This is a genomic window from Actinoallomurus bryophytorum, assembly GCF_006716425.1.
GTDB lineage: Bacteria > Actinomycetota > Actinomycetes > Streptosporangiales > Streptosporangiaceae > Actinoallomurus > Actinoallomurus bryophytorum.
Genome location: NZ_VFOZ01000001.1, coordinates 6,553,427 through 6,577,817 on the forward strand (window position 1 = coordinate 6,553,427; position 24,391 = coordinate 6,577,817).

6 protein-coding genes are annotated in these 24,391 nt (G+C 69.6%); 5 read left to right on the forward strand and 1 reads right to left on the reverse strand.

Translation table 11 applies throughout. The features are described 5' to 3' along the window. The first annotated feature begins 14 nt into the window (after window positions 1-14). From eccCa to FB559_RS30610, 4 genes are read left to right on the forward strand one after another with little or no spacing between them, the layout of a single operon-like run. Complete coding sequence (eccCa, locus tag FB559_RS30595; RefSeq protein ID WP_141960095.1) at window positions 15-4,130, forward strand: type VII secretion protein EccCa; 4,116 nt, start codon at window positions 15-17, stop codon at window positions 4,128-4,130. A gap of 22 nt (window positions 4,131-4,152) precedes the next feature. Continuing rightward, window positions 4,153-4,767, forward strand: a complete 615-nt coding sequence (locus FB559_RS30600; protein ID WP_141960097.1) for a hypothetical protein — start codon at window positions 4,153-4,155, stop codon at window positions 4,765-4,767. Between the two features lie 39 nt (window positions 4,768-4,806). Continuing rightward, complete coding sequence (locus tag FB559_RS30605; protein WP_141960099.1) at window positions 4,807-5,136, forward strand: WXG100 family type VII secretion target; 330 nt, start codon at window positions 4,807-4,809, stop codon at window positions 5,134-5,136. Further along, window positions 5,136-5,585 (forward strand): hypothetical protein, encoded by a 450-nt coding sequence (locus tag FB559_RS30610; protein WP_141960101.1) that lies wholly within the window; start codon window positions 5,136-5,138, stop codon window positions 5,583-5,585. Before FB559_RS30605 ends, FB559_RS30610 begins: the two co-directional genes overlap by 1 nt. A gap of 109 nt (window positions 5,586-5,694) precedes the next feature. On the opposite strand, the gene FB559_RS30615 is transcribed toward FB559_RS30610, so the two are convergent. Beyond that, window positions 5,695-6,237, reverse strand: coding sequence for a hypothetical protein (locus FB559_RS30615; protein ID WP_141960103.1), 543 nt, complete (start codon window positions 6,235-6,237; stop codon window positions 5,695-5,697). Between the two features lie 3,321 nt (window positions 6,238-9,558). On the opposite strand from FB559_RS30615, the gene FB559_RS30620 reads away from it, so the two are divergent. Continuing rightward, window positions 9,559-24,357 carry a hypothetical protein gene (locus tag FB559_RS30620; RefSeq protein ID WP_141960105.1) on the forward strand — a complete coding sequence of 4,933 codons (14,799 nt, stop codon included), beginning with the start codon at window positions 9,559-9,561 and terminating at the stop codon, window positions 24,355-24,357. Window positions 24,358-24,391: the final 34 nt, after the last annotated feature.

Consider the following 24,391-nt stretch of genomic DNA (forward strand, 5'->3'; position numbering starts at 1 on the left):
TAGGTGCCGTACCGATGAGCAGGACCGCCTTTCACCGCCCCGCCAGGATGGCGCCTCCGCCTGTGCCGGAGGAGAAGATCAACCTGGCGGCCCCGCCCCAGCTTCCGGCCGAGAACCCCCAGTCCAGCCTCATCATGCTGGTCCTGCCCCTGCTGACGAGTGTCAGCATGGCCGCCTACCTCATCTCGACCGGCCGGCTATGGATGATCATGCTGGGCGTCCTGTTCGTCATCTCGTCGACCGCCTTCACGATCGGCGTGCGTACGCGAATGCGCGGGCGCAACCGCCGCCAGCGGGACCACCACCGCGAGCGTTACCTGGACCATCTCGCCGGCGTCCGCAAGCAGGCACGGCAGATCGCCCAGGTGCAGCGGCTCGCCACCGCCTGGGTGCATCCGAGCCCGCGGCGGCTCTGGGCCATGGCCACACGCCGGCGCCGGGTGTGGGAGCGGCGTCCGGGCGACGCCGACTTCCTCCGGGTCCGTCTCGGCAGCGGCACCGGGCCGCTCGCAGCCCAGCTCGCCGTGGCCAAGCGCGGCGACCCGTCGATCGAGTACGACCCGCGCTCCATGCACGAGGCCGAGGAACTGGTCCGCGTCCACGGCCGCGTGGAGGACCAGCCCGCCTGGATCGACGTCGGCCGTGCCGGGGTGGTCAGCCTGCTCGGGCCGGAGCGCGAGGCACGGCTGGCGGCCACCGCGCTGCTGTGCCAGCTCGCCGTCCTGCACGCCCCGGACGACGTGCGCGTGGCCGTCGTCACCGAGGGCCACCAGGAGTGGGAGTGGACGAAGTGGCTGCCGCACACCTACGAGCCGGACACGGACGAGCGCGGGATCGAGGTCGTCCCGCTCGTCGCGGAGCGTCTCGACGACCTGGCCGACTACCTGGAGGCCGAGCTCGAACGCGCCACGGCGGCGCGTACGGAACGCGGCACCCGGCTCGTGGGCACGATCGCACAGGACGGGCCGCGGCAACGCCTTGTCGTCGTGCTCGACCGCTACGACCCGCGGCTGGAGTGGGCGCGGTCCTCTCTCGTCCTCCGGCTCCTGGCCGAGGCGGGACCACAGCTCGGCGTCACCCTCGTCTGCCTCGTCACCGAGGAGGGCCAGGAGCCGGGACGGGTGGACGTACGCGCACGGATCGCCGCCGACGGCGCGCTCACGCTGGAAGGACGCGACATGGTGCTGCACAGTGTCGTGGAGAACGCCGCCGTGGACCGTTTCCACCCCGTGCTGACCGAACGGATCGCCCGGCTGCTCGCCCCGCTCCGCCTGTCCGGCGAACGCGACCAGGTCCTGTCCGAGGCCGTGTCGCTCCCCGGCATGCTCGGCATGAACGACGTAAGGGAATTCGACCCGGCCGCGCTCTGGCGTGGACCGGACGACGACGCCGTGCTCCGGGTCCCCGTCGGCGTGGACGGCAACGGGGAGACGCTCGTCCTCGACCTCAAGGAGTCGGCGCAGGGCGGCATCGGCCCGCACGGGCTGATCGTCGGCGCGACCGGTTCGGGCAAGAGCGAACTCCTGCGCACGCTCGTCACCGGACTGGCGATGACGCACTCGCCGGAGCTTCTCGGCTTCGTCCCGATCGACTTCAAGGGCGGCGCGACGTTCGCGAACCTGACCCGGCTCCCGCACGTCGCGGGCCTGATCACGAACCTCGCCGACGACCTGTCCCTCGTCGACCGGGTGCGGGCCGCGCTGATCGGGGAGCAGCAGCGGCGGCAGCGGCTCCTGCGCCAGGCCGGCAACGTCGACTCCATCCGCGAGTACCAGATGAAACAGGCGGCCGGCGCCACCGGCGTGGACGGCGAAGCGCTGCCCCCGCTGCCGTACCTGATGATCGTCGTGGACGAGTTCGGTGAGCTGCTGACCCAGCGGCCGGACTTCATCGAGCTGTTCGTGCAGATTGGGCGGGTCGGCCGGAGCCTGGGCATGCACCTGCTCCTGGCCACCCAGCGGCTGGAGGAGGGCCGGCTCCGCGGCCTGGAGTCCCACCTGTCGTACCGCATCTGCCTGCGGACCTTCAGCGCCGCCGAGAGCCGGGCGGTGATCGGGACGCCCGACGCGTACACGCTGCCGCCGATTCCGGGCTCGGCCTACCTCAAGGTGGACGAGTCGACCTACGAGCGATTCCGGGTCGCTCACGTGTCCCGGCTGTACCGGGGAGACGACGACGGGGTGTCTCAGACGCCGGTCGAGCCGGCGCCCTTCGGGCTGCGCACGCGACCGACCGCGGAGGAGATGACTCCTGTGGTCAGGCACACCTGGGCGCCGGGAGACGACACCACCGACCTGCACCTCGTCGTGGACCGTCTCGCCGCCGGCGGCGCGCAGACCCACCAGGTCTGGCTTCCGCCGCTGCCCCCGCACTTCTCGCTGGACGTGCTGCTCGGCCCATTGGAACCGGAGGCCGGCCGCGGGCTGCGGAGCACCGTGTGGGAGTCCGGCGGAGAGCTGAAGTCCCCCGTCGCGGTCGCGGACCTGCCGTCCCGGCAGGAGCAGCGGCCCCTCGTCCTCGACCTGGCCGGAGCGCACGGCCATCTCGCGCTCGTCGGAGCCCCGCAGAGTGGCAAGAGCATGTTCCTGCGCACCGCACTGATCAGCGCGATGCTCACGCACACCCCGGAGGAGCTCCAGTTCTACTGCATCGACCAGGGCGGTGGAGCGCTGTACGGCCTGGAGGACGCCCCGCACGTCGTCGGCGTGGCCGGGCGACGCGACTCCGAGCGGATCCGGCGTGTGCTGGCCGAGGTCGGCCGCCTCGTCACCATCCGCGAGCGCATGTTCGAGGACCTCGGCATCCAGTCCGCCGCGGACTTCCGGCGGCTCCGCGGCGCCGGGAAGCTGCCGCAAGGCGTCCGCGCCGCCGACGTCGTCCTGGTCATCGACAACTGGGGCGCGCTGCACGCCGAGATGGAGGACGCCACGGCGATCGCGATCGATCTGGCCACCCGGGGCCTGGGCGTGGGAGTGCACCTGATGCTGACCGCGAACCGCTGGGCGGAGATCAGGGTGAGCCTGCTCGACAACATCGCGGGGCGGCTCGAACTGATGCTCAACGATCCGGCCGAGTCCGAGGTGAACCGGAAGGAGGCCCGGCGCCTCGGCCGTCTTCCCGCCGGGCGCGGCCTGATGCCGCCCGGCCTGTCGTTCCACGTCGCACTTCCCCGCCTCGACGGCGCGGACGGGCTCGACGGCCTGGCAGAGGCCCAGCAGGACCTCGTGTCCGCGATGGCGGACGCCTGGACCGGGCCCACCGTGCCGGCGCTGCGGGTTCTTCCCCAGCGCGTGACCACGGACGAACTGGCGGCGATCGCGGCGGAGTCGGCCACGGGCGGTCCATGGGAGAACGACGGGCAGGGGCTGGCCGAGACCGAGGTGCCGATCGGCCTGCGCGAGACCGACCTGCGGCCGGTCGGCCTGGATCTGACGGCAGGCACCCCACACTTCCTCGTCTTCGGTGACGCGGAGTCGGGCAAGACCTCGTTCCTGCGCGCGTGGATGCGGGGTCTCGCGGCGCGCTACTCACCCTGGCAGGTACGGCTGATCCTGATCGACTATCGCCGTAGCCTCCTCGACGTTCTCCCCGAGCCGTACATCGGAGCGCACGCGGGCGACCCGAACGTGGCCGCGGCCTTTGTCGAGCAGATCGTCTACAAGCTCAAGGAGCGCGTGCCCCCACCCGGGCTCGGCTCCCAGCAGCTACGCGAGCGCGACTGGTGGGACGGACCGGAACTGTACGTCGTCGCCGACGACTACGACGTGGTGATCGGCGGGCCCGACCGAGGGCCGCTCGCGCCTCTGGTGCCGTACGTCACCCAGGCCGCGGACCTCGGTCTCCACGTCGTGGTGGCGCGCAGGGTGGGCGGCGCCGTCCGCACGCTGATGGGGGACCCCCTCCTCGGGCGGCTGCGGGAGTTCGGCGCCGACGGGCTGATCCTGTCCGGCGATCCCCGCGAAGGCGCCCTCCTCGGTGAACAGCGAGCCGCACGACGCAACCCGGGACGAGGTGTGCTGGTCCGCCGGAGACAGGACGCGACCATGGTCCAGGTCGCCCTGGACGAGGAGAAACATCCGGTGGAGTACGCCGACCGTCCGGCGGAGCCGGTCGAGACGGTGTGGTCATGAAGGCTGACGGACAGGAGGAGCAATGACCGATCCGGTCAAGTCCCCGTATGACAGGCACCCATTCGATCCGAACGACCACAGCCATGACAACGAGAATTCGAACCCGGGTAACACCACGTCGCCGCACCTGAACGTCGCGTGGGAAAGGCACATATCGTTCAACACGCCGCCCAAGGAGATCACCGAGGACGCCTCCGGCATGCCCGGAGCCCCTCCGGGCAGTGAGCCCGACGCCGAAGACTTCAGTATCAATCTGCAGCGGGTCGGCACGCAGGTGGACTCCATGCTGGGCGTCTCGCGTGAACTCGTCACCGAGTACGAGACGTTGAGGGCCAAGGTCCTGGGATCCGAGAGCACCGTCTTCGGCCAGAACACCCATGCACGCGCTCAGACCTACCAGGGATATACCACGTTCGACAGCGGCTACAGCGACCAACCCTCGGGATGGGTCGCACCGGCGAAGGATTTCGCGGCGAAAATGAATCCGGCGCAAGAGAAAACGCTGCAGAGCATCGGCGCCGCGCTCGAACTCGTCGGTGAATACATCGCTCTGGTGAACCACTCGGGCCAGATCTACGCGCAGGCCGACCGGAGCTCGTATTTCCCCGATCCTCCGCCCAAGGGCGTAACCGGCTGACTGTCTTGACGGCATCCGATTCGACGGAGGAGGTGCGGTATGCCGAGTGAAACAGAGGCCGCCGGAACAGAGTTCGGCGTGAATCTGGCGAGTCTGCACAATGCCATCGGGACGGTACAGGACGCATCCGACAACATCTCTTTCTCGGTGGAACAGATCGAGGTGAGGATGCAAAATCTGTCCGCGTACTGGCACAGTCCGGCGTTCACCAGCTTCGAGGAGGTCCACACGTGGTTTCACCGTGCGTCGACCGACCTGACGGACCTCCTCACTGAACTCATCTCCCGTATGCAGACGGCATATGAGAACTACAGCAGCGCCGAATGGACGAACACGAAGAACATGACTCCCGACGGAGGCGCTTCCTGATGGCCGGATCGAATGCGAACTACGACACCGAGACGATCTCCATCGGATCGTGGGGCATTCACGAGGGCGGCAGGAGGATCAAAGACCTGGGTGACGACATCGCGGACGCCACCGATCGCATCCTGAAAACGCTGAACTCCCTGATGCTGGACAGCTGGCTGGGGACCACCCAGCAGGAGGCCGAGGATTTCAGTAATCGCTGGCTCGCGGTCATGAAAGAGATCTTTGGCACCGAGGCCGAGCCGGGCGCGGGTGTGCTCAACGCCATCGTCGCGGGCATCGGCACCGCCGGCGACAACTACAGCAGGGCCGACAACGGGCTCCTCGACGTGTGGACGAAGTTCGCCGCCGCGATGCCCACCAGCGGCGGCGGCAACAACGCGCCGTCGACGGACGTGCCACCGGACCAGATGGACACGAACAAGACCGCGATCACGGCCGACTACTGACGCCTGGTCACGATCACCGTGCGTCGCCGCCTGAACCACTCATCCGAGAACCTCGAGGAGGACGGTCATGGCCATCGTTGACTGGCACTACTACCTCGGCGAACTCGACCTAGACGCCATTTACGACCTGGGCAACGAGTGGATCAAGTTCGGGGACTCGCTCTACAACGGGCAGTTCAAGCTGAACGACAGTGTCGCCGAGTTCCGCTGGTCCGGGGCCGCCGGCCGCGCCGCCTCCGACACGTGGGGCGACCACATGTCGGTCGTCATGAACAACGCCGCCGACGCCGCGTGGAAGATCGGCGAGGCCATCAACGCGTACGGCGACAACATCAAGAGCATCGCCCAGCAACGGGCCGAGCACGACACCCAGGCTTTCCTCGCCAACCTCATCGGCGCCATCATCGGCGCCCTGCTCCCGTTCGCCTTCAAAGGGCTCACCGCGCTCTTTCCGGCGCTGGCCGGCCTCATGGCCGGCATGGCCAAGGTGATCGATCAGATCGCCACGAGATTCGGAGCCATGGCCGCAGCCGCCGCCGAGTTCGCCGCCGGCGCGGTCGTCGGTAGCGTCACCACCTTCGGTATCGACATGACGTCCACGGGCCTGGCCAGCGCCATCACGGGCCAACCCTTCTCCGTCGACTGGGGTCAAGAGGGGATGAACGTCGGCATCGGCGCGGGACTCGGCGGCACTCTCGGCGCCGGCTTCGGTCAGATCGACAGAGAGAACCGGTTCAACGGGGTCAGTGTTCCGGCCACGGGCGGGTCCAATGTGACCCCCGAGACTCCGGGGAACGGTAAGACGGGCGACTTCAGTGGTTCGGGCTCCGGGAAGTCGGTCACCGGCGGCCCACCGCCGATCACCCCGCGAACCCAGGGACTCGCGCCAGAGAAGAGCGCGCCGGGTTCGTCGGGCGGCAAAAACCTCGCGGACGGGCAGGCGTTGCCGGTGAACGGCGCCCCGAAGGGCTCGGGCTCAGGCGAGACCTTCACGGCCGGCCGCTCCGCGCCCGACAACCCCCCGCCCACGGAGACGAAGGCATCAGGGAACGGTTCGGGTGGCCGCCAGGGAACGGACATTCCGGCGCCGGTCTCTCAGCCGCCGGTGAGTGAGAAGACGTCGTCAGGCGGCTCCGGTTCCGGGTCGAGTGAGACCCTCGGATCGGGGAGCGGGCGAGCGGCCGCGGTGAACGGGGCTCCGCCTGTGGAGGTGAAGGCTTCGGGCGGTTCCGGTGGTTCCGGCGGCCGCGGCGGGGGTGATTCCGTCTCGTCCGATGCGGCGAAACAGAGTGGTTCCGGGTCGCGCACCCTGAAGACGCCAGGAGAGACGCCGGTCAAGACGGACGGCGACGTGCCGCCGGTGGCCCCACCCTCCTCCGATCACGCGACGTCGTCTCCCGCCCTGGCCGAGTCCCGCCAGGGCGTGCAGCCCGGCGTCCGTCCGGCGCGTGCGGCCGGGGACCCGCCCCCCGGGGTGCCGCCACGGTCAGCCGATCCGGGCGGTTCGAACTCGGGCGAAGGCCACGGTTCCGGGACAGGGCCCAAGGAGCCGGGCAAAGAGGTCGGCTCGACGGGCACGAAGCAAAACCGTTTCGCGGTCCCGCCGGATCGCGAGTCGACCTCGTCGGGTCCCGCGACCGCGGGCCGCTCCGGTGGGAAGAGCGCTGCCGGGTCCGGTGATGGTTCGGCGTTCAAGGGTCCTGGCAACCGGTTGGGTGGCGAGATCGGTAGTCCGTCGGGTGCGCGTCCGGGGGAGACGTGGGGGTGGGTGCGTTACAAGAGTGGGGAGGACGGCGCTGCTGTGGCTGGGCCGGCGAAGGCGTGGCCCCAGGGGAAGGTGGTGGAGCTGAAGGATCTACCGGCGGATCGGGACGGGAATGGCGGTTCTTCTTCGGCCAAGGGTTCGGGGCCGGCGTTCACGGGCCCTGGTCATCGTCTAGGCCAGGGGTCCAATGATCGGCCTGGTTTGAAGTCGGATGAGTCGTGGGCCGAGCTGAATGAAAAGCGTTTGGGGCGGTTTGAGGCCGACGGTTCTGTTCCGGGTCCGGCGAAGGCGTGGCCGCGGGGGAGGACGGCGGGGCTGAAGGATTTGCCGGCGGATTCGGAGAAGGGTGCCCCGGCGTCGGGTGGTAAGGGTTCGGGGTTTGAGGGTTCTGGTCATCGGTTGGGTGGTGGGGGTGGTAGTCCGTCGGGTGCGCGTCCGGGGGAGACGTGGGGGTGGGTGCGTTATAAGCGTGGCGAGGACGGTGCCGCCGTCGTTGGTCCGGCGAAGGCGTGGCCGCGGGGGAAGGTGGTGGAGCTGAAGGATCTACCGGCGGATGCGGACGGGGATGGCGGTTCTTCTTCGGCCAAGGGTTCGGGGTTTGAGGGTTCTGGTCATCGGTTGGGTGGTGGGGGTGGTAGTCCGTCGGGTGCGCGTCCGGGGGAGACGTGGGGGTGGGTGCGTTATAAGCGTGGCGAGGACGGTGCCGCTGTCGCTGGTCCGGCGAAGGCCTGGCCGCGGGGCAGGATGGCGGGGCTGAAGGATTTGCCGGCGGATTCGGAGAAGAGTGTTCCGGCGTCGGGTGGTAAGGGTTCGGGGTTTGAGGGTTCTGGTCATCGGTTGGGTGGTGGGGGTGGTAGTCCGTCGGGTGCGCGTCCGGGGGAGACGTGGGGGTGGGTGCGTTATAAGCGTGGCGAGGACGGTGCCGCCATCGTTGGTCCGGCGAAGGCCTGGCTGCGGGGAAAGGTGACGGAGTTCAAGGACCTGCCGGCGGGCTCGGACAACGGCGGGCGTCCCTATTCGGTCTTCAACGCCAAGAGAGCAAATGATGACCCGGGCTTCAAAGGCCCCGGTACTCGCCTTGGCCGTGACGGGACGAGTGAACGCGCCGCTCCCGGCGGGAACAAGACGTGGGCCGAACTGGACGACGCTCGGTTGAAGCGTGCCGAGGACGGCACCGCCGCGGTGCGACCGGTGAAGCCGCAGAAGCCGGCCACGACGCGCCAGTTCAAAGATCTGGCATCGGAGTCGGGCACAGGCGGCGGATCCTCCGAGTCCGGGCGTGGCACGACGGCCAACCGAAACGGCAACGGCAGCTCCACGATGCTTGAGCAGCCAAAGTCCAAGTCGCAGCCGAAGCCGCAGAGTTCCCCGTCCGAGGAGCCGAAGGCCGGTACCCAGGAGTCGAAGTCTCAGGAATCGGAGCCCCGGTCTGCGGGGCGGGAGCCGGCGAAGCAGGGGCATTCAAAGCAGCCTGCGCCGAAAACGGATTCAGCGCCGAAGAAGACATCTCCTTCGCGTGTGCAGGTGCGGGTGGGTGAGTCGTTTGAGCGGGCGGATCGGATTCTTGATTCGTTGGCTGGGCCGCGGGGTGCTTTTGAGGCGCCGAGGGATTATGCGGGTTTTCGTGTGGAGGTGGCTCGTGTCATTCGGGAGGAGGGGGCGGAGAAGGCGAATGCTTATGTGAAGGGGGAGTTGACCGAGAAGGCGGCGTCTGCTCCTGCGCGTGTGGTGGATCGTTCGGCTCAGGTGCGGGTGGGTGAGTCGTTTGAGCGGGCGGATCGGATTCTTGATTCGTTGGCTGGGCCGCGGGGTGCTTTTGAGGCGCCGAGGGATTATGCGGGTTTTCGTGTGGAGGTGGCTCGTGTCATTCGGGAGGAGGGGGCGGAGAAGGCGAATGCTTATGTGAAGGAGGAGTTGACCGAGAAGACGTCGCCCCCACGTGCACCGGAAGCGTCCGCCGAACGGAGCGGGAGCCCGCAGGTCACGTCGGGGCGGGAGACCGACGGCTTTGGCCCGCCGCGGTCCGGGCGCGTCACCACGTCGCCCGGGACGCGGCCGCAGCTCCAGTCAGGGTTCGGTACGCGACAACGGACCGCCGGCTCCGAGAGCACGCACGTATGGCCGCCGACGGACGAAAAGCCGCTGGTGGTGGCCGGGTGGGTCCTGCCGTCCGATGGCGTGATCGCTATTCCCGGGCTGCCTCGGCCGATGAACCCGGCAGAGCTCGCCGCGTGGATCCGCGGTCGCCCGGGCTACTCGCCGGGCACGCCCGTGGTCTTGCTGGCTCCGGACGCGCGTTCGTTCGCGTCCGCGCTCGCGCGGCGGCTCGGCGCGGACGTGACCGGGCCGTGGGGCCACTTCGTTCCCCGGTCCTCCGGTGAGCTCGCGGCCGGAAGGCTCGAGACCGGGCCGGACGGCGAACCGAGGTTCGTCGCCGAGTCCTACGATCGCTGGCATACCTACACCCCGCGTGGTGAGGTCTTCGACCGGGGCGAGGTCCTTCCGGGCGGTAGTGACATCACGACCGCCGGTCGGGCGGCCTCGGGGACGAGCGAACATCCGTCGGCGAGCTGGTGGTGGACCGTACGTCCCAAGGAGACCGACGAGGCGCCTGAGGGACGGGTCACCGGCGCGCCGAAGAAGGCCGCGCCTTCGGACGCAGATCCGGCATCGACGCAGAACGAGCCCCGTCCGGTGACCGGCGGCAGGGAGCGATCCGGCACCCGGACGTCGATCGATCAATCGTCCACGAGCGAACCCCGCAGGCCCGTCGCGCCGGCCGAGCCACGAGAGCCGGCGCGGCGCACCGATGCACGCCGGCCGGAAGGCGAGCGGTCGCCCAGGGACGTGGACGACCAGGTGTCCCCGAGGCCGGGCAGTGATCGGCTGGTCGTCGTGGGCAAAGTCCTGCCCGCCGACGGCACGATCGTCGTCCCCGGCCGGCTCCGGGGGATGACACCGGCCGCGTTCGTGGCGTGGGTCAAGAGCCGGCCGGAGTACGAATCCGGTGTACCGCTGCTCCTGGTGGCCAAAGACGCTCGCTCGTTCGCCCCGGCCGTCGCATCCCTGCTCGGCGTGCCGGTGACCGCACCGTGGGGCGCCGTCACCCCCCTCCCCTCCGGTCACCTGCTCGCCGCGACGCCAGAGAGCGACCCGGACGGCGCGCTGCGGCTCGCCAACGAGTGGTACGACGCCTTTCACACGTACGAGCCCGACGGTCAGGTCACCGAGCTGGGCCAGATCCTCCCGACCACCCGGCCGCTGCCGCTCGACGAAATGGCGGCCGCGGTCGAGGCGGGGGATCCGATGGTGGTCTGGCGGGCACCGGCCGTGGCCGAGCAGCCGGAGAGCGGATCACACCTGGCTCCCGCGGACCGCGAGCCAGGTCCACCGGCACGGAACACGCGGAGCCGCGGCGATGCGAGCAGTGGGGCGGCCACTCAGACGATCCCAGTCCCCGGCAGGGCGAGTGACGAACCGACCCGTACCGCCGTCGATGGCCGCTCGGTCCCGGTCCCCGGCGGACGCATGTCAGGGGCGACGGTGGCGGCACGTCTGGTGGAGATGCCACCCGCCGAGCGGGGACCGGAGCTGGAGTTCATGACACCGGCGATGCGCCGGTCCTTCGCGGTGGATCGAGAGTTCGTCGGTGTCCTGGCCGATGCGGGGCTGTCCGGCAGGGAGTTCGCGTCGATCGCGGCACCCCTGCTGATCGAGATACCGAGGGGCGTCGAGCAACCGGTGTCGGCGCGTCGCGGGCTCGAGGCGATTCTGACGCGGATGCTGGTCAATCCGGAGGTTGCCAAGAACGTCCTGCTCAGCGGCGCGCAAGTGTGGGTGATTCCAAGAAACGAATCGTTGACCTCGCTGCCGCCGTGGCACGCTCGTGCCGGTACGGACGACGGGCTCCGCGGCATCTCGATCCGGAACTCCGGGATGACCGCCGTCTCCGAGGAGAACCTTCTCGGCGAGGAGCGGTCGATCGGCGACGGCCCCGGCCACGACGAGGGCTACTCGTCGGTGACACACGAGATCGCGCATCTCATCTACAACGTCGGGCTGACCGATGCGCAGCGGCAGCAGATCACCGATTGGTACGGCCGGAAACTGCGTCTGTCGCAACAGGGCTCCGACACGATCTGGCCGGACGGCCGTTACCAGGACACGAACCGGCCCGGCGAGACGAATTACTCCGCCACGAACGAACGTGAGTTCTTCGCGCAGCTCGTCAACGTCTATCTGGGTACGAACACCGGGTTCGACCCGGCCACCTATCTGCACCGTAACAACGGCCCGGCCTACGTCGAGCAGCACGAAGGCCCGCTGGCCGGACTCCTGCAATCGATCTTCGACGGGCCGGAACCCGTGACGAACGCGAATCCGGTGGGAGAGACCCGGGCGGGCAACGAGTTCTACAGCGGCTACCGGTCTTTCTGGGCCGCGATCGAGCGGACCGGCGAAGACTACGTCACCGCGGCCACCAGTCTCTGGCAGACCATACGAGCCGGTCTGGGCAGGACGTTCTCGGGCGCGACGCCGGACGGTGCCGACACGGGGCGGTCACGGCCCTCCGGATCCACGACTGTGCCGACCCCGTCCCGTTCGGCGGCCGAGACTAGCGCCGCCGGGCATGACCGCGCCATGAGCGACCTGTCGGCGACGGAAGAGGCGGAACGCCTGGCCGCATTGCCCGCGGATGAGCGTCTGCAGGCGCTGCGCGCGTTGCCGGAGGAGCGGCGGGACGCACTCGCGCTGGACCCGGAGTTCTTCCAGCGGATTCGCGCCTTGCTTCCGACGGGGTTCGCGGATGTCGCCGCCGCCTTGATGATTCAGATTCCGGAGGGGGTGGAGCAGCCCGCGACCGCCCGGTATCGGTTGCAGTCGATTCTCGCCACGATGCTGGGTGATCCGGATGTGGCCGGGAGGTTGCTGAGCCGGCAGGTCCGGGTGGTGGTCATTCCGAAGAGCCAGGCGTTGACGTCGCTGGCACCGTGGCGTGATCTGGCCGGCAAGTCGTTCAACAACCGTCACGACATGACGTGGGACGACGTTCGGGGCGCGGGTGCGACATCGGACCGTCCGGTCACCGCGGTGGCCGAGGAGAATCTGGTCGGCGAGGCGAACGTCGTGGGTGGGACCGGTTCGGCACATCCGCCGGGTTACTCCACGGTGGTGCACGAGATCGCGCACTCGATTCACCTCCTCGGGCTGAGTGAGGAGGACCAGCGGACGATCCTCAGGTCGTGGCAGGCGAAGTGGGAGGCGGAACGGGCCGGCGGGCCGGTGGCATGGCCGGACGGGCTGTTGCGGACGTCCGGAGACGTCAATCACTCGGCCACCGACGATCGCGAGTACTTCGCACAGGCCGTCAACACCTATCTGGGGGTGAACAAGGGGTTCGACGGCAACACGAAGTCGCGGCGCAACAACGGGCTGAAGTGGATCCAGGAGCACGAGAAGTCGTTGCTGCCGATACTGCAGCGCACCTTCGGCAACAAGCCGGCCATCTCCATTCCGGTCAACCCGGTCGGTGGTCCCGAGGCAGTGATCGAGGGTGCCGTTCAGGACTTCTGGCGGAGCGTCGAGACGAGTTCCGCTCCCGCCCCGGCACGGAAGCGCGCGGCTCCGGAGGCACCGGGAACGCGGAAACGGCCATCGCTCGGCTCGGGCTCCGGGCTCGGCCAGGTCATCGACCTGGGGAACGGGGTACGGGCGAACGGCCTGTACCGCGCGCTGGCGGGCGAGCCTCGGCCGAGAACGGCCGCGGACTACCAGACGTTCCTGAGCGACAGCGTCGATGGTAGGCGGCCCCTGTCGTTCGTGGTGAACATCATTCTTCCGGCAGGTGAGGTCGGCAGGATCCCCGAGGTCATCGACGCGGTGATGACCGGGTACGACGGGCCGCCGGGCCGGGTCGCCTTCGTGTTCGGTGTGAATCAGCAGGGCGTCCCTGGGGCCGGCCTGCCGGCGCGGGTGTCCAATCAGATCAACAGGATCCTCGGCTCTCTGACGTATCCGGCGGCCGTCGTGGGCAGCGTGTTCGCCCGGGAGTTCCGCCCGGGGACGATGCGCAACGAGGTGTTGTCCTCATCGGCGACGAGGGCGTTGGTGGAAGGGTTCGTCGCGGCGGGGACCCATCCCTACATCTCGGTTCAAGATTTCGACCAAGGTGCCCGTACGGTCCCCTCCGGGAAGCACGTCTTCCAGCACTTCGATGACAAACTGCAGGTCGCTGGAGGGGTGGACCGCCCGGTGATGATGGCGGGCGGCTACCGGGTTTCGCCGGACATGGAAGCCAAGCCCGGTCTGCGCGATGCCGTTCTGGAGGACATGCGGACCCGCGACCAGCTGGCCGCGATTCATCCGTTGCTGCCGTACGCGCCCGAGCCGAACCTGTTCTTCGACGGAACTCTCCTCTCGGTGGAGGGAACAGAGATCCGGTTCGGCGACGGTGGAGCCGAGTTCGGCCGGCTGGCGGAGACATTGAACACCGCCTACGCGGCCGAACTGTCGCTCGCGCACAGTACCGACGAGGACGGTCGCGAGGCCGCGCGCGTCGACGGGGCGAACAACCGGCATCCGCTGCGTGGTCAGGCGTATGTCGTTGATTTCGTGGAAGGCGCGACGGCCACCGATCTGAGCCGGTTCAACGAGCGGTTCACCGGGTCCAGGGGCTCGTTGCCGCAGTCGCACTCGACGCTGGAGTCGGTGCGCACCCAGTTCTACCTGTCCCGGACCGCGAGTTCCGGGACGTCTCTCGGGAGGTATCGCGCCGGTCTGCGCACGCGTTATCTGAACCCGGACGCGGATCGGGCGCACGACCCGCTGCGGAGGACGAGTTCGGACCTGCAGGAGACGTCCTCCGGCCGGCAACGGTGGAGGCCTCTCCACCGGTCCGACCAGCGGGACATCGCCGCGGGGGGACGGTTGAACCGGCGGATCTCGATGGATCTGACCATCCCTCCTGGGCCCGACGACGAGACCGGCACGCCGGCCGCGGGTGTGCAGGCGGATGAGGCGGTGCTCGCCGCGCACCTGGTCGCGGGCTCGGATCCGATGACGAAGCTGATTTACCAGATGTCCTTCCTCGGGGACGAGATCCTCACCCACGGCATGCCCCCGCCCGTCGCCGGCAACACGCTGTTCGACGCGGTCGCGCGTTTCGTCGGCCGGTCCGCGGACTCGGTACGTACGGGAGCGGTTCACGCGATGCGCGACGAACTCGGGATCGAGGCCGAGGACCGGGGAATGGCGCAGCCGGCCGTCATGCAGGGGGTGCGGTCGCCGTTCGGGTACGGCGACCTGATCAACGCGTTCGTGCAGCACACGCTCGTACGGCACACGGAGGAGCACAGCGAGAACCAGCGTGCGGACAGCGCACGTGACCTGGCGGGACGGGCCATCGCCACGCACCTCGGGCAGACCCTGGTAATCCACCTGCCAGACGGCGACACCGTCCGCCTGGAACCCTTCCGTGACGCGTCCGGCGGGACGGTCGAGGTCGACCTGCACACGATCGGTGACCGGCAGACGTTCCTCCCGCACGGCGTACGGGCGTCGCGGGCCTCCGCCTCACGCCGCGCCATCGACCACGACGGCGATACGGAGATGCCCGACGCCTCCCAGCAGTCCTCCTTCTCCTTCCCGCCCGGACCTCCGGTCGCGGCCCCGTGGAAGACCATGTGGCCGGAGTCACGGCGGGGATCACGCACCCAGACGATCTTCGCCTCGCTGCCACCGGTCGCCGAGGACGTGAGCCCTCCGCAGGCGACCACGGCAGAGCAGACCTACGAATCGGACGACTCGCAGGTCGACCCCCTGGACACGACACGGCCGCTCGACCCGGATCTCCTCGAACCGCCGGCGGACTCGTTCGCGGAATCCGCAGAGCCCGCAGAGCCCGCAGAGCCCGAGGAGTCCACTGAGCCCGTGGAGCCGCAGGAGTCCACGGCGCCGCATGAGTCCACGGAGCCCGTGCAGTCCACGGAGCCCGTGGAGCCTGAGGAGTCCACGAAGCCGGCGGCCTTGGATACGAGCGCGACCGCGGCACGCCCCCGGTACGCGGCGCCGGCGGCCCTCCGCACCTTCTTCAGCACGAAGATCAAGTCGTTGCACCGCCGTTTCGCCGCCGCGGGTACCTCGTCGGCCCCGGCCGTCCCGGCGACCCGGAACGGCGCCGGGAACGGCTCGACGCCCTCACGCCCGGTGCTGAAGATGCCGCAGGGAATCGGGGACTTCGTCGCCAACACGATGGACGCGATCGACGCCACCGTTCCACCGGTGCCGCGCGGACCGCATCTGCGCGCCGGGCGGCTGCCCTCCATCCGGCCGGACCAGGGGTTCGAGCTGACGCCGGAACGCCTGGCCGACGAGTTCGGCATGCCCAGGGCCAACCAGACGCGGTTCCGTCAGTTCGCCGACCGGTTCAACCTCGTACTCGACGTGCGCCCGACGAACCCGGCCTCGCGGCGCTGGCTGGAGGACGGCGCGCTGCCCAAGCCGCACACCATCAAGTCCAAGACCATCAACGAGCTGGATGTCCACCTCGGGGCGTCGGGGGACCAGATCGGCCTCGTCGGCTTCTTCCGGCCGCGTCTTCCCTCGGCGGACGACCTCGCGAGCATGCCGGAACAGCAGCGCCGGCAGGTCGAGGCGCGTTACGAGCAGAGACGGCGCGAGTCCGTGGACCTGGCCGCCGAGATGACGAAGTACACCCAGAGCGGTGAGTTCCGGATCCGGGACGGAGTGATCGAGGGCATCGGTGCGGACGGGGAGTTCCGCCCGCTGACCGGTGACCACGATCTCTACAACATCCGGCTGCTCGACGACGGCGCTCCGCTCTCCAAGGACGCCTACGAGGAGGTCATCTGGCTGCTGACCCACCGGAACATGGGCGTTCAGCACGGCGCTCACATGTACTGGCGCCCCGACGGGGCCTTCCAGGAACAGATCTTCAACGAGATCGTCTCGAAGCACCAGATGGGCGCGGCCGGTGCCGAACCCCTGATCCGGTTCTCACCCGGTGAGGAGCCGTCGCTGGTCTTCGCCGACGAGACGGCCACGACGAGCATGTCCAGCGAACCGGCGCCGGAGCAGGTCGAACCGCCGCCCGCCCGCCGCGTCCGGTGGGCCGACCAGACCGGCGAGACCACCGGCGAGACGACTGCCGAGACCACCGGCGAGCAGGACGACTCCGGCACCGCTCCGCCGCCCGAACCGATGAAGCTGGCGGACGTGCTCGACCAGGCCCAGGTGTACGTGCTGGACGATCGCCCGGTGCTCCTCCGGCTTCCGGGCGCACCGGCGGACCTGCCGGCCCCCGACCCCCGTACGGTCGAGCAGCTCGGCTCGATGGCGCCGCCGCAGACCGTGTTCGTGATCGCCGAGATACGGGACGGCGACGTCGTGATCGGGGACCAGGTCGTCACGCCCGCCGTCCTGGGCGCCGTTCTGGGCGCCAGGGCGCCGGGATACCAGCCGTTCCTGCTGTCCCCGGGATCGTCACCGGTGGCCGAGCGGCTGACGACGGTGACCGACGGGCCGGTTCTGAGCGCGCCGTCTGGCGTGGACTACGACCCGGACCGGGCCACCATGACCCCCCGCGCCGACACCAAGGGCAAGGGCAAGGCCAAGGCGTCGGACACCGCGAGTTTCCGGCTGCATCTGCCGGACGAGCCCGCCGCCGCACCGCTGGACCTCGTGCTGGCCGGCGAGCCCGTACGGGAACCGCCGTCGGAGGAGCCGCCGCCGAAGCCGACGACGTCGCCCGCCCCCGCCGGAACGACGCCGAAGGACGTGGACGAGATGGTGCGGTCGATCGGCGTGCCCCGCGCGGGCCTGCCGTACGTGCCGGCGCTGATCAGGGCGGTCCAGGAGGAGCTCGCGGCCCAGGGTGTGACCGTCACCGACGACCAGATGGTCTTCTTCGTCAAGCAGTTGCTCGCCCGCTACCAGTACCTCCTCGGCGACAGCGCCGACGACGAGAACACCAGCGGCCTGATGGTGCCGATCGGCGGCGCCGAGGTGCTGGTCACGTTCGACCCGTCCGATCCGCACACCGTCGACAACCCGGCCGGTTCCACCACGGCGCCGTCGACGCTGCCGCCGGCCGAGGGAGAGCACGAGGGCTTCGAGACGGTCAACGCCGGGTACGCGACCGGTGCCCACGTCGAGACGCACTCGGGTTCGACCGAGCGAACCCCGGGCGGCCTCTCGGCGATGTTCGGCTACGGCGTGGCCCCCGGCGTCCTCAACGTCGTCAAGGCGGGCGCCTCGATCAAGGGCGTGGCGAACCAGTCGAGCCGCAGCACGACCCACGTCATGGACGCCGAAGGCGGGCACGTCGAGGACAACCGGATCGAGCACACTTTGGTCGCCTACCGGCCGAACATCTCGGTCAAGATCCGGACCGGCGGGTCCGGCAAGACCCCGCCCGGCTGGGAGAAGATCAAGCCGATCCGGATCGCGGACCCCGGCACGGAGCGGTTGCTGCTGTGGCTGGCGAACTCCTACCTCGCCGAACCGGCCGCCCGGCAGGTCACCGCGGCCGGCGAGGGGGTGAAACGCACCCGGCTGGCGCCGCACTTCTCCGCGTCCGGCCTGACCAGGCTGCCCAAGCTCTTCGACGAGATCGTGCACACGCTGGAGTCCCAGGGCCTGAAGCTGAAGCTCGGCGGCGCCACACGGGGCGAGCTCTGGCAGAAGCTGCTGAACCTCGGCGTCCACCTGGGCAAGGCGGTCAACGACAAGGACGGCTACGAGCTCACGCTGCACGACGAGCACGGCCGCACCGTCGCGATCGTCCAGGTGTACAGCGCACGCCTGCCGGACGGGGTGCGGCAGGTCGGGGCGACCAGCGAGAAGCGTCACATCGAGGACGTCCGCACGCTCATCGACGGTGGCAGCAGCGGCCACAACCTCACGAACACCAGCTCGGTGACTCCGCTGGCCGTGGAGTTCGGCCTGCTGCCGCTGCCGGATGCCGCTCCGGACGTGGGCCTGGCGGCGAGTGTCGGCCTGACCTACACCGAGACGAACGTCGACTCGTTGTCGGCCGGACGGGTCGGCCTGTGGGTCCAGGTGCCGCGCTTCTCGGGCCAGGCAGGCGCGTACAAGATGACCTTCGCGCACCAGGCGAAGGTGTGGGTCCGCGGCGCGAAGAAGTCGCCGGACGCGAAGACGGTGACGACGCCCGTCGTCGGCCGGGCGCTGGTGAGCGTGCCCGAGCCGCAGGCGTTCGAGCACGGCCTGCCGGTGGACGGGGAGGCGCTGAAGACCCTGCCCGAGGGTGACACCGTGCCGTACGATCCGGAGGCGATACGCGGCGGCGGGCAGCGCGGCACCGAGACCGGCAAGGACAAGGGCAAGGGGAAGGCGGTCGAGGAGCCGGCGTCCGAGCCGATCCCCCCGCACATCCTCAAGGGGAAGGGCATCGGGACCGGCCTGCTCAGGACGGACGAGGCCACCGTCGAAGAGATCCGCCGCATGCTGAAGGAGGAGCTGAGGCCGTACGGGTTCCTGCCCGAGGAGGACAGGCCGTTCGGCGAGCACCGGCACACTCACGGCAACAAGGTCGAGAGCCGCCTGGACAACAAGGAACTGCTCGACAAGATGGTGTCCCTGCAGAGCCTGGACACCAACTACGACCAGGCGCACCAGGACGGGCTCACGTTCACGCTGCGGCTGCGCAGAGGCGCCGCGGGCATGGACCTGGACACCGATTCGGCGAAGGTCACGATCAGGGCGAAGAGCCGGGAGGACACGCCGCCGGAGTACCTCGGGACCGTCGAGACGTTCCATCTGGTCAACCTCGCGATGGGCATGGACACCGCCGGGCAGGGGACGAGCCACTCCCGGAAGATCGCGCTGAGCCTGAAGTTCAAGGGCCTGTTCAAGTACCTCAAGGCGGCCCTGACGGGCATCGAGGCGCAGCGGATCAGCGGCGCCTCCGACTCGGCCGCTTTCCTGAACAACCGCCCCGAACTGGCCGACCGTGTCGGCAAGGCGCTCAAACTCAGGCTGACCGACGACTACGAGGTCACCGTCGAGTACCAGCACTCCGGTGAGATCGGCAAGATCGCGAAGGACCATCGGGACCGCGTGCTGCCGCCGATCGAGCGGCAGACGGCCGTGGCGCACGTGCCCACGCTGGGGAACCACACGCATCCGACATTGAAGCCGTCGGAGATGTCCGTCGCCGAGCTCATAAACACCGAGCGGAACACCCCGTCCGACGTCCTGGACCAGGCCATCATCTACTACGCGGACCTCGCGGGCCTGCGGGAGGCCGCGGCCGGGATGCTGAAGGACCTGGTCGGCCCGGCCGGGGCGGCGGACCGCGACGTGAGCTCGTTCGCCGGTCACACGCTGGTCCGGTCGCACCTGAAGGAGATCTTCAACCGCGAGTACACGACCGACCGGCCGTTCGAGCCCGGCCTGATTCGCAACACCTTCGGGGCACTGGACATCTCCGGATCGCTCGGTCCGGCCAGGTTCGTCGACGCGACCTCCGACCCGTTCGTGATCGGCATCATCAAGCTCCTGCTGCTCGAGAGCCGGCTCACGGCCACGAAGTCCTCCGGCATCACCTGGGACCAGCTCGACCTCGAGCTCGGCAGTGTCGCCGGGCAGGCCAACCTCAGCACCGAGTGGGACGTCAACCGGCACTGGCAGCGCAACACCAGCAAGTCCAGCGGGCGCACCGGCGCCAAGGAACTGATCCAGCTCAAGATCGACAGGGCCTACCTGTTCGAGGCGCCGGCGGACCTCAAGGTGAGCGGCCTGCTGGAGAAGCGCGCGAAGCTCCTCCCCAGCAGCACCGCCAAGCCCGGCCCGAAGACGCTCGAGAACCGGCCCGTCGGCTTCCTGCTGTCCGAGCCCGACGCGCTGCACGAGTACGCGCGGCGGACGGTGCCGCTCTCGGACACCCAGCTCACCGACGTGATGAAACGCTGGCAGAGCGGCGAGCTGATCATGAACGGCGACGTCGCGGCGGGGGTGCTGACCCGCTGGCGCACGGACGTGGCGGGGCGCCCGAAGGCCAGGCCCGAAGACCTGGCCTTCATCGACGCGCTCGGCCGTGACCTGGCGCGGGCGCACGAGCTCGGCGGGATACGGATCCTCGACCAGGACGGACGCCGGCGGTTCGGCGAGGCCTTCGGGCAGGGGCTGTCCGACCCACCGGCCCTCGACCCGTACCTCGGCACTCCGCTGGATCTCGTCCAGTACGCCCAGGGCACCGCGCGGCTGGACGACACGCGGCTCGCGGAGGCCATGACCGCCTGGCAGGCCGGCACGCTCCTCCTCCCCGGCGACGTCGTGGCCGGGATCCTGCTGCGCTGGACCCCGCAAGCGCCGGTCGATCGCGACGAGCTGGCGGCGACGCTGGCGAGCCGGCACGGCCAGGGCACCGCCCCGGTCCGCGACGAGGATCTCCGCCGGAGGCTCCAGGAGACCTTCGGGCGCAAGCTCCCGCAACCGCCGATCCCGGCCGGCGAGGTGGAGATCCCGGAGTACCTGACCCGCGAGGACCGCGGAGGACGGTTCATCGGAGCCAACGGCATCGAGAGCTTCAAGCATCGGAACGGCAAGTCGACGTACCAGATCGTCAAGGAGCGTATCGACAAGGTCGCGCCCGGCATGCTCAGCGCCGGCGCGGAGCTCTGGAACCGGGACCGCCGGGTGATCGGGCGCATGCAGGGCGGGGTCGACGCCCTGCAGTCACTGCTGGCCAAGGGCCGGGACGACGCCATGCTGGACGAGTTCCTGGCCGAGGACGGCTACACCTTCTACCTGGTGAACCCGACGGGCTGGCTGCTGTCGGACATCGTCGAGGTGACCATCTCCAGCGACCTGTTCTCGCCCGAGATAGGGCACTTCGTCCCGAACACCGGAACGGAGATCTACGGGTACGGCGGATCCGGAACCTCCATGGGCAGGTCCAGGGACGGGGGACAGGCCCTGACGTTCGCCAAGCTCAACATGGGCGGCCTGCAGAAACCGGCGAGCGGAGGCGGCAACACCTCGCTGAAGATCGCCGAAGGGCACCACCGGGGCACCACGCGCTCCGAGACCCATCTGAAGGAGCAGACCAAGTACGCCGGCTACGACGGCCAGTACATCGTCGGGTTCGACACCGAGACGTCCATGCGGGTGCGCCGGCTGGACATGTCCCATCGGCCGCTCAACAACCGGCTCCTGCACACGTTCGACCGGTGGACGAAGCACAGCGCCACGAGCAGCGTGACCGTGCCGGGCCGGCTGGAGGTCCAGGTGGGACGGGCGCTCGCCGAGTCCGGCCGGGCCCGTGGCCCGCACCCGCCGCCCGACCTGCGGCCGTTGCCGAAACTGCCGGGGAACTCCTTCAACACCGGCGTCGTCTTCGGCGACACGCAGAGGATCGCCCGCAAGATGCTGGAGCGGATGTTCGAGCCCGGCCTGGTCGACCGGCTGCTCAGCCCCACGGCCACCCACGCGAAGACCGGCGAGCCGCACACCCGGCCGGTCCTGTCCCTTCCGCTGCTGTTCTCCCGCATGCACCTCGGCAACCACCTGGCGGACGCGGCCGGCGGCGGCACCTACTGGCTGCCGGACGGCATCTTCGAACCGGGCCAGTCCAGGAAGAGAGCCGACATCGGGCTGAAGGGCGACTTCTACGGCCTGGAGGTGCTCGGGACGATGAAGAAGGGCAGTGGCGTCGGCCGCTACAACAAGTACCAGAGCGGCACGACCGTCAGCGCGAGCACCGACCATTCACGGGTGGTCGGCGACTTCGGGTTGTCCGGCAGCGGGGCGATCGGTGACCACACACCGGGCCACTCCTGGTCGACCGACAACGGCGCGGGACGGAGCACGGCCTTCGGCGACAGCACGGGCGCCAGCGTGAACAAGCGGGACGAGCAGCACGGCAAGGAGAAGGGACCGCTGCAACTGGTCCGGATGCGGTTCCGCGGCACACTGGTCGCCAAGCGGTTCAACGACCACCTGTTCCGCAAGAACAAGCCCACGGGTCACTTCGAAAGCGATCCGATCACCGGCGAGGCGTACGCCGAGCTCTACCAGGAGCAGATCGACGACCTGAACCGGCAGCTGCACGAGAACGCCAGGGCGCCGCGGAGGGACTGGCCCGCCATGGAGCGGGCGCCGCGGCTCGACCTGGCTCCGCTGCTGACCGACACGGGCGGCGCCCGCGTCGACGCGCTTCGGGCCTACCGCGGCGTCGCCCAGCGCATCCGCCGGCAGGCCGGCGCGAACACGCCGGTCGTCCTGACCGCCGACCAGGCCGCGCTCACCGTGAGCGCCCATGAGCAGGTGCTGAGGTGGGCGGTCCGCACGATGCGGGACGACCTGGAGGCGATTCGGCGGGTCACTCCGGACTTCGAGGCGCCGGAGGCGCTGGCGCGGTACGAGCTGCGGCTGCACGCCCTGGGCGTGGAAGGCGCCGAAGCCGCCCTCGGCCCCGTGGAGTCTCTGCCGGACGAGACGACGACCGTGATCAACACGGTCAACGCCCTGCATTCCCAGCGGCCGGACAACCCCACCGGGGCGCCCGCGTCCGCGCCGCGAGAGGCCGCGGCACTGAGCCTGGACCCGGCGTTCCTGGGCCGTGACGTCGCTCACGAGCTGAACGCACACGTGCAGGTGGACATCGTCGGTCTCGACGGGACCGTGCGCCGTACCTGGGCCGACCCCGACGGCCGGGCCTTCACCTTCGACCCGGCACGGATCCGCCGCGACGCGAGCGGCGCCCTGTGGATCTTCGACCCGGTGACCTCCAAGAACCGTTTCTTCACCGCGGAGATCGCGCAACGGGACGGGCTGCTGCAGCCGGACATGCGCGCCGAACTGGACGCCTACGGATTCGGTTACGCCGAGCTCGGCCGGCTGTACCTGCTCGCCCAGGAGCGACAGCAGACCTTCGAGCAGGCGGCGGGCGCCGAACTCGCCATCCGGAGGGACCGGCTGACCGCGCACCATGACGACCTGCCGGAGCTGCTCCAGCACGCCGCCGATGCTCAAGCCCACTGGCGGCAGGAGGCGATCGAGCGCCGGCGGCTCCAGGCCGAGAACGACTCGCTGACCGGCTTCCTGGAGCTGTCCGAGAAGAGACACCAGGCGGAGTGGAACGAAGAGGCCGCCACGAAGATCCTCGATCTCCTGCGGGCGGCGGCCCGCAGCGGTTTCAGGACGGACCTCACCGAACAGGAAGTACGGGAGATCGCCGACGGGCTCGACCGGATGACGTTCCAGCATGACCGCGAGCTGGCCATGTCGCGGCGCGAACAGCGCCACGCGCGCGCGGAGAGACGGGAGCTCGCCGCGTGGGCCCCGCAGGACCGCGGCGGCTCGTCGGCGGCGTCCCGTACGGGTGGGGGCCTCACCCGCGAACAGGAGTCGGCGCTGACGTCGCAGGGGCTGGCGCCGCTCTACGTGCCCGCGACCGGTGACGAGATCGTCAACGCTCTCGGCGCGGGAGCGGCCACCGAGCTCGCCGCGATCGGCCGCGGACGGCCCGCGACACCGGACGAGCTGAGAAGGCACCTGGCGGACATGCTCGCCGCCGATCTCGCGCGTACCTCGGCCGAACGGCGGCTGTGGCCGATGATCGATGCCGAGCTGGGCCGGATCGGACTGTCGCGGGACGCACCCATGACAGACGACCTCCGCCGCTCGCTCATGGCCATGCTCACCAGCCCCGGCCGCTCCGACGGCGCGGAGGTGCTGATGCTCGTCGCCACCGGTGTGGTGCTGCGCCTGCGCGTCGTCGTCATATCGCCGAGCGGCGTGGCGGACGAGTACGGCTTCCCGTCCGGCCGGCGGATCGTCCTGGTCCGGCTGCCGCAGGGCGGTGCCTACATCGGCGTGTGGACGGCCACCAGGCAGGTCGGGGACGGCGCTCCGTCCGAGGATCCGCCGTCCCCGGCCCCGAGTCCGGGTCCGCAGTCGACCGGTAGCCGTCAGCCGATCGCGAACCTCGGCGTCGACCCCTTCTCAGGCGTCGGGATCTGACCCCCCCTTCCACCGTCACATTGAGGAGATGACC

Coding starts and splice junctions, on each gene's coding strand:
- FB559_RS30605 (WP_141960099.1), top strand. CDS start 4,807: ATGCCGAGTGAAACAGAGGCCGCCGGAACAGAGTTCGGCGTGAATCTG.
- eccCa (WP_141960095.1), top strand. CDS start 15: ATGAGCAGGACCGCCTTTCACCGCCCCGCCAGGATGGCGCCTCCGCCT.
- FB559_RS30620 (WP_141960105.1), top strand. CDS start 9,559: ATGAACCCGGCAGAGCTCGCCGCGTGGATCCGCGGTCGCCCGGGCTAC.
- FB559_RS30610 (WP_141960101.1), top strand. CDS start 5,136: ATGGCCGGATCGAATGCGAACTACGACACCGAGACGATCTCCATCGGA.
- FB559_RS30600 (WP_141960097.1), top strand. CDS start 4,153: ATGACCGATCCGGTCAAGTCCCCGTATGACAGGCACCCATTCGATCCG.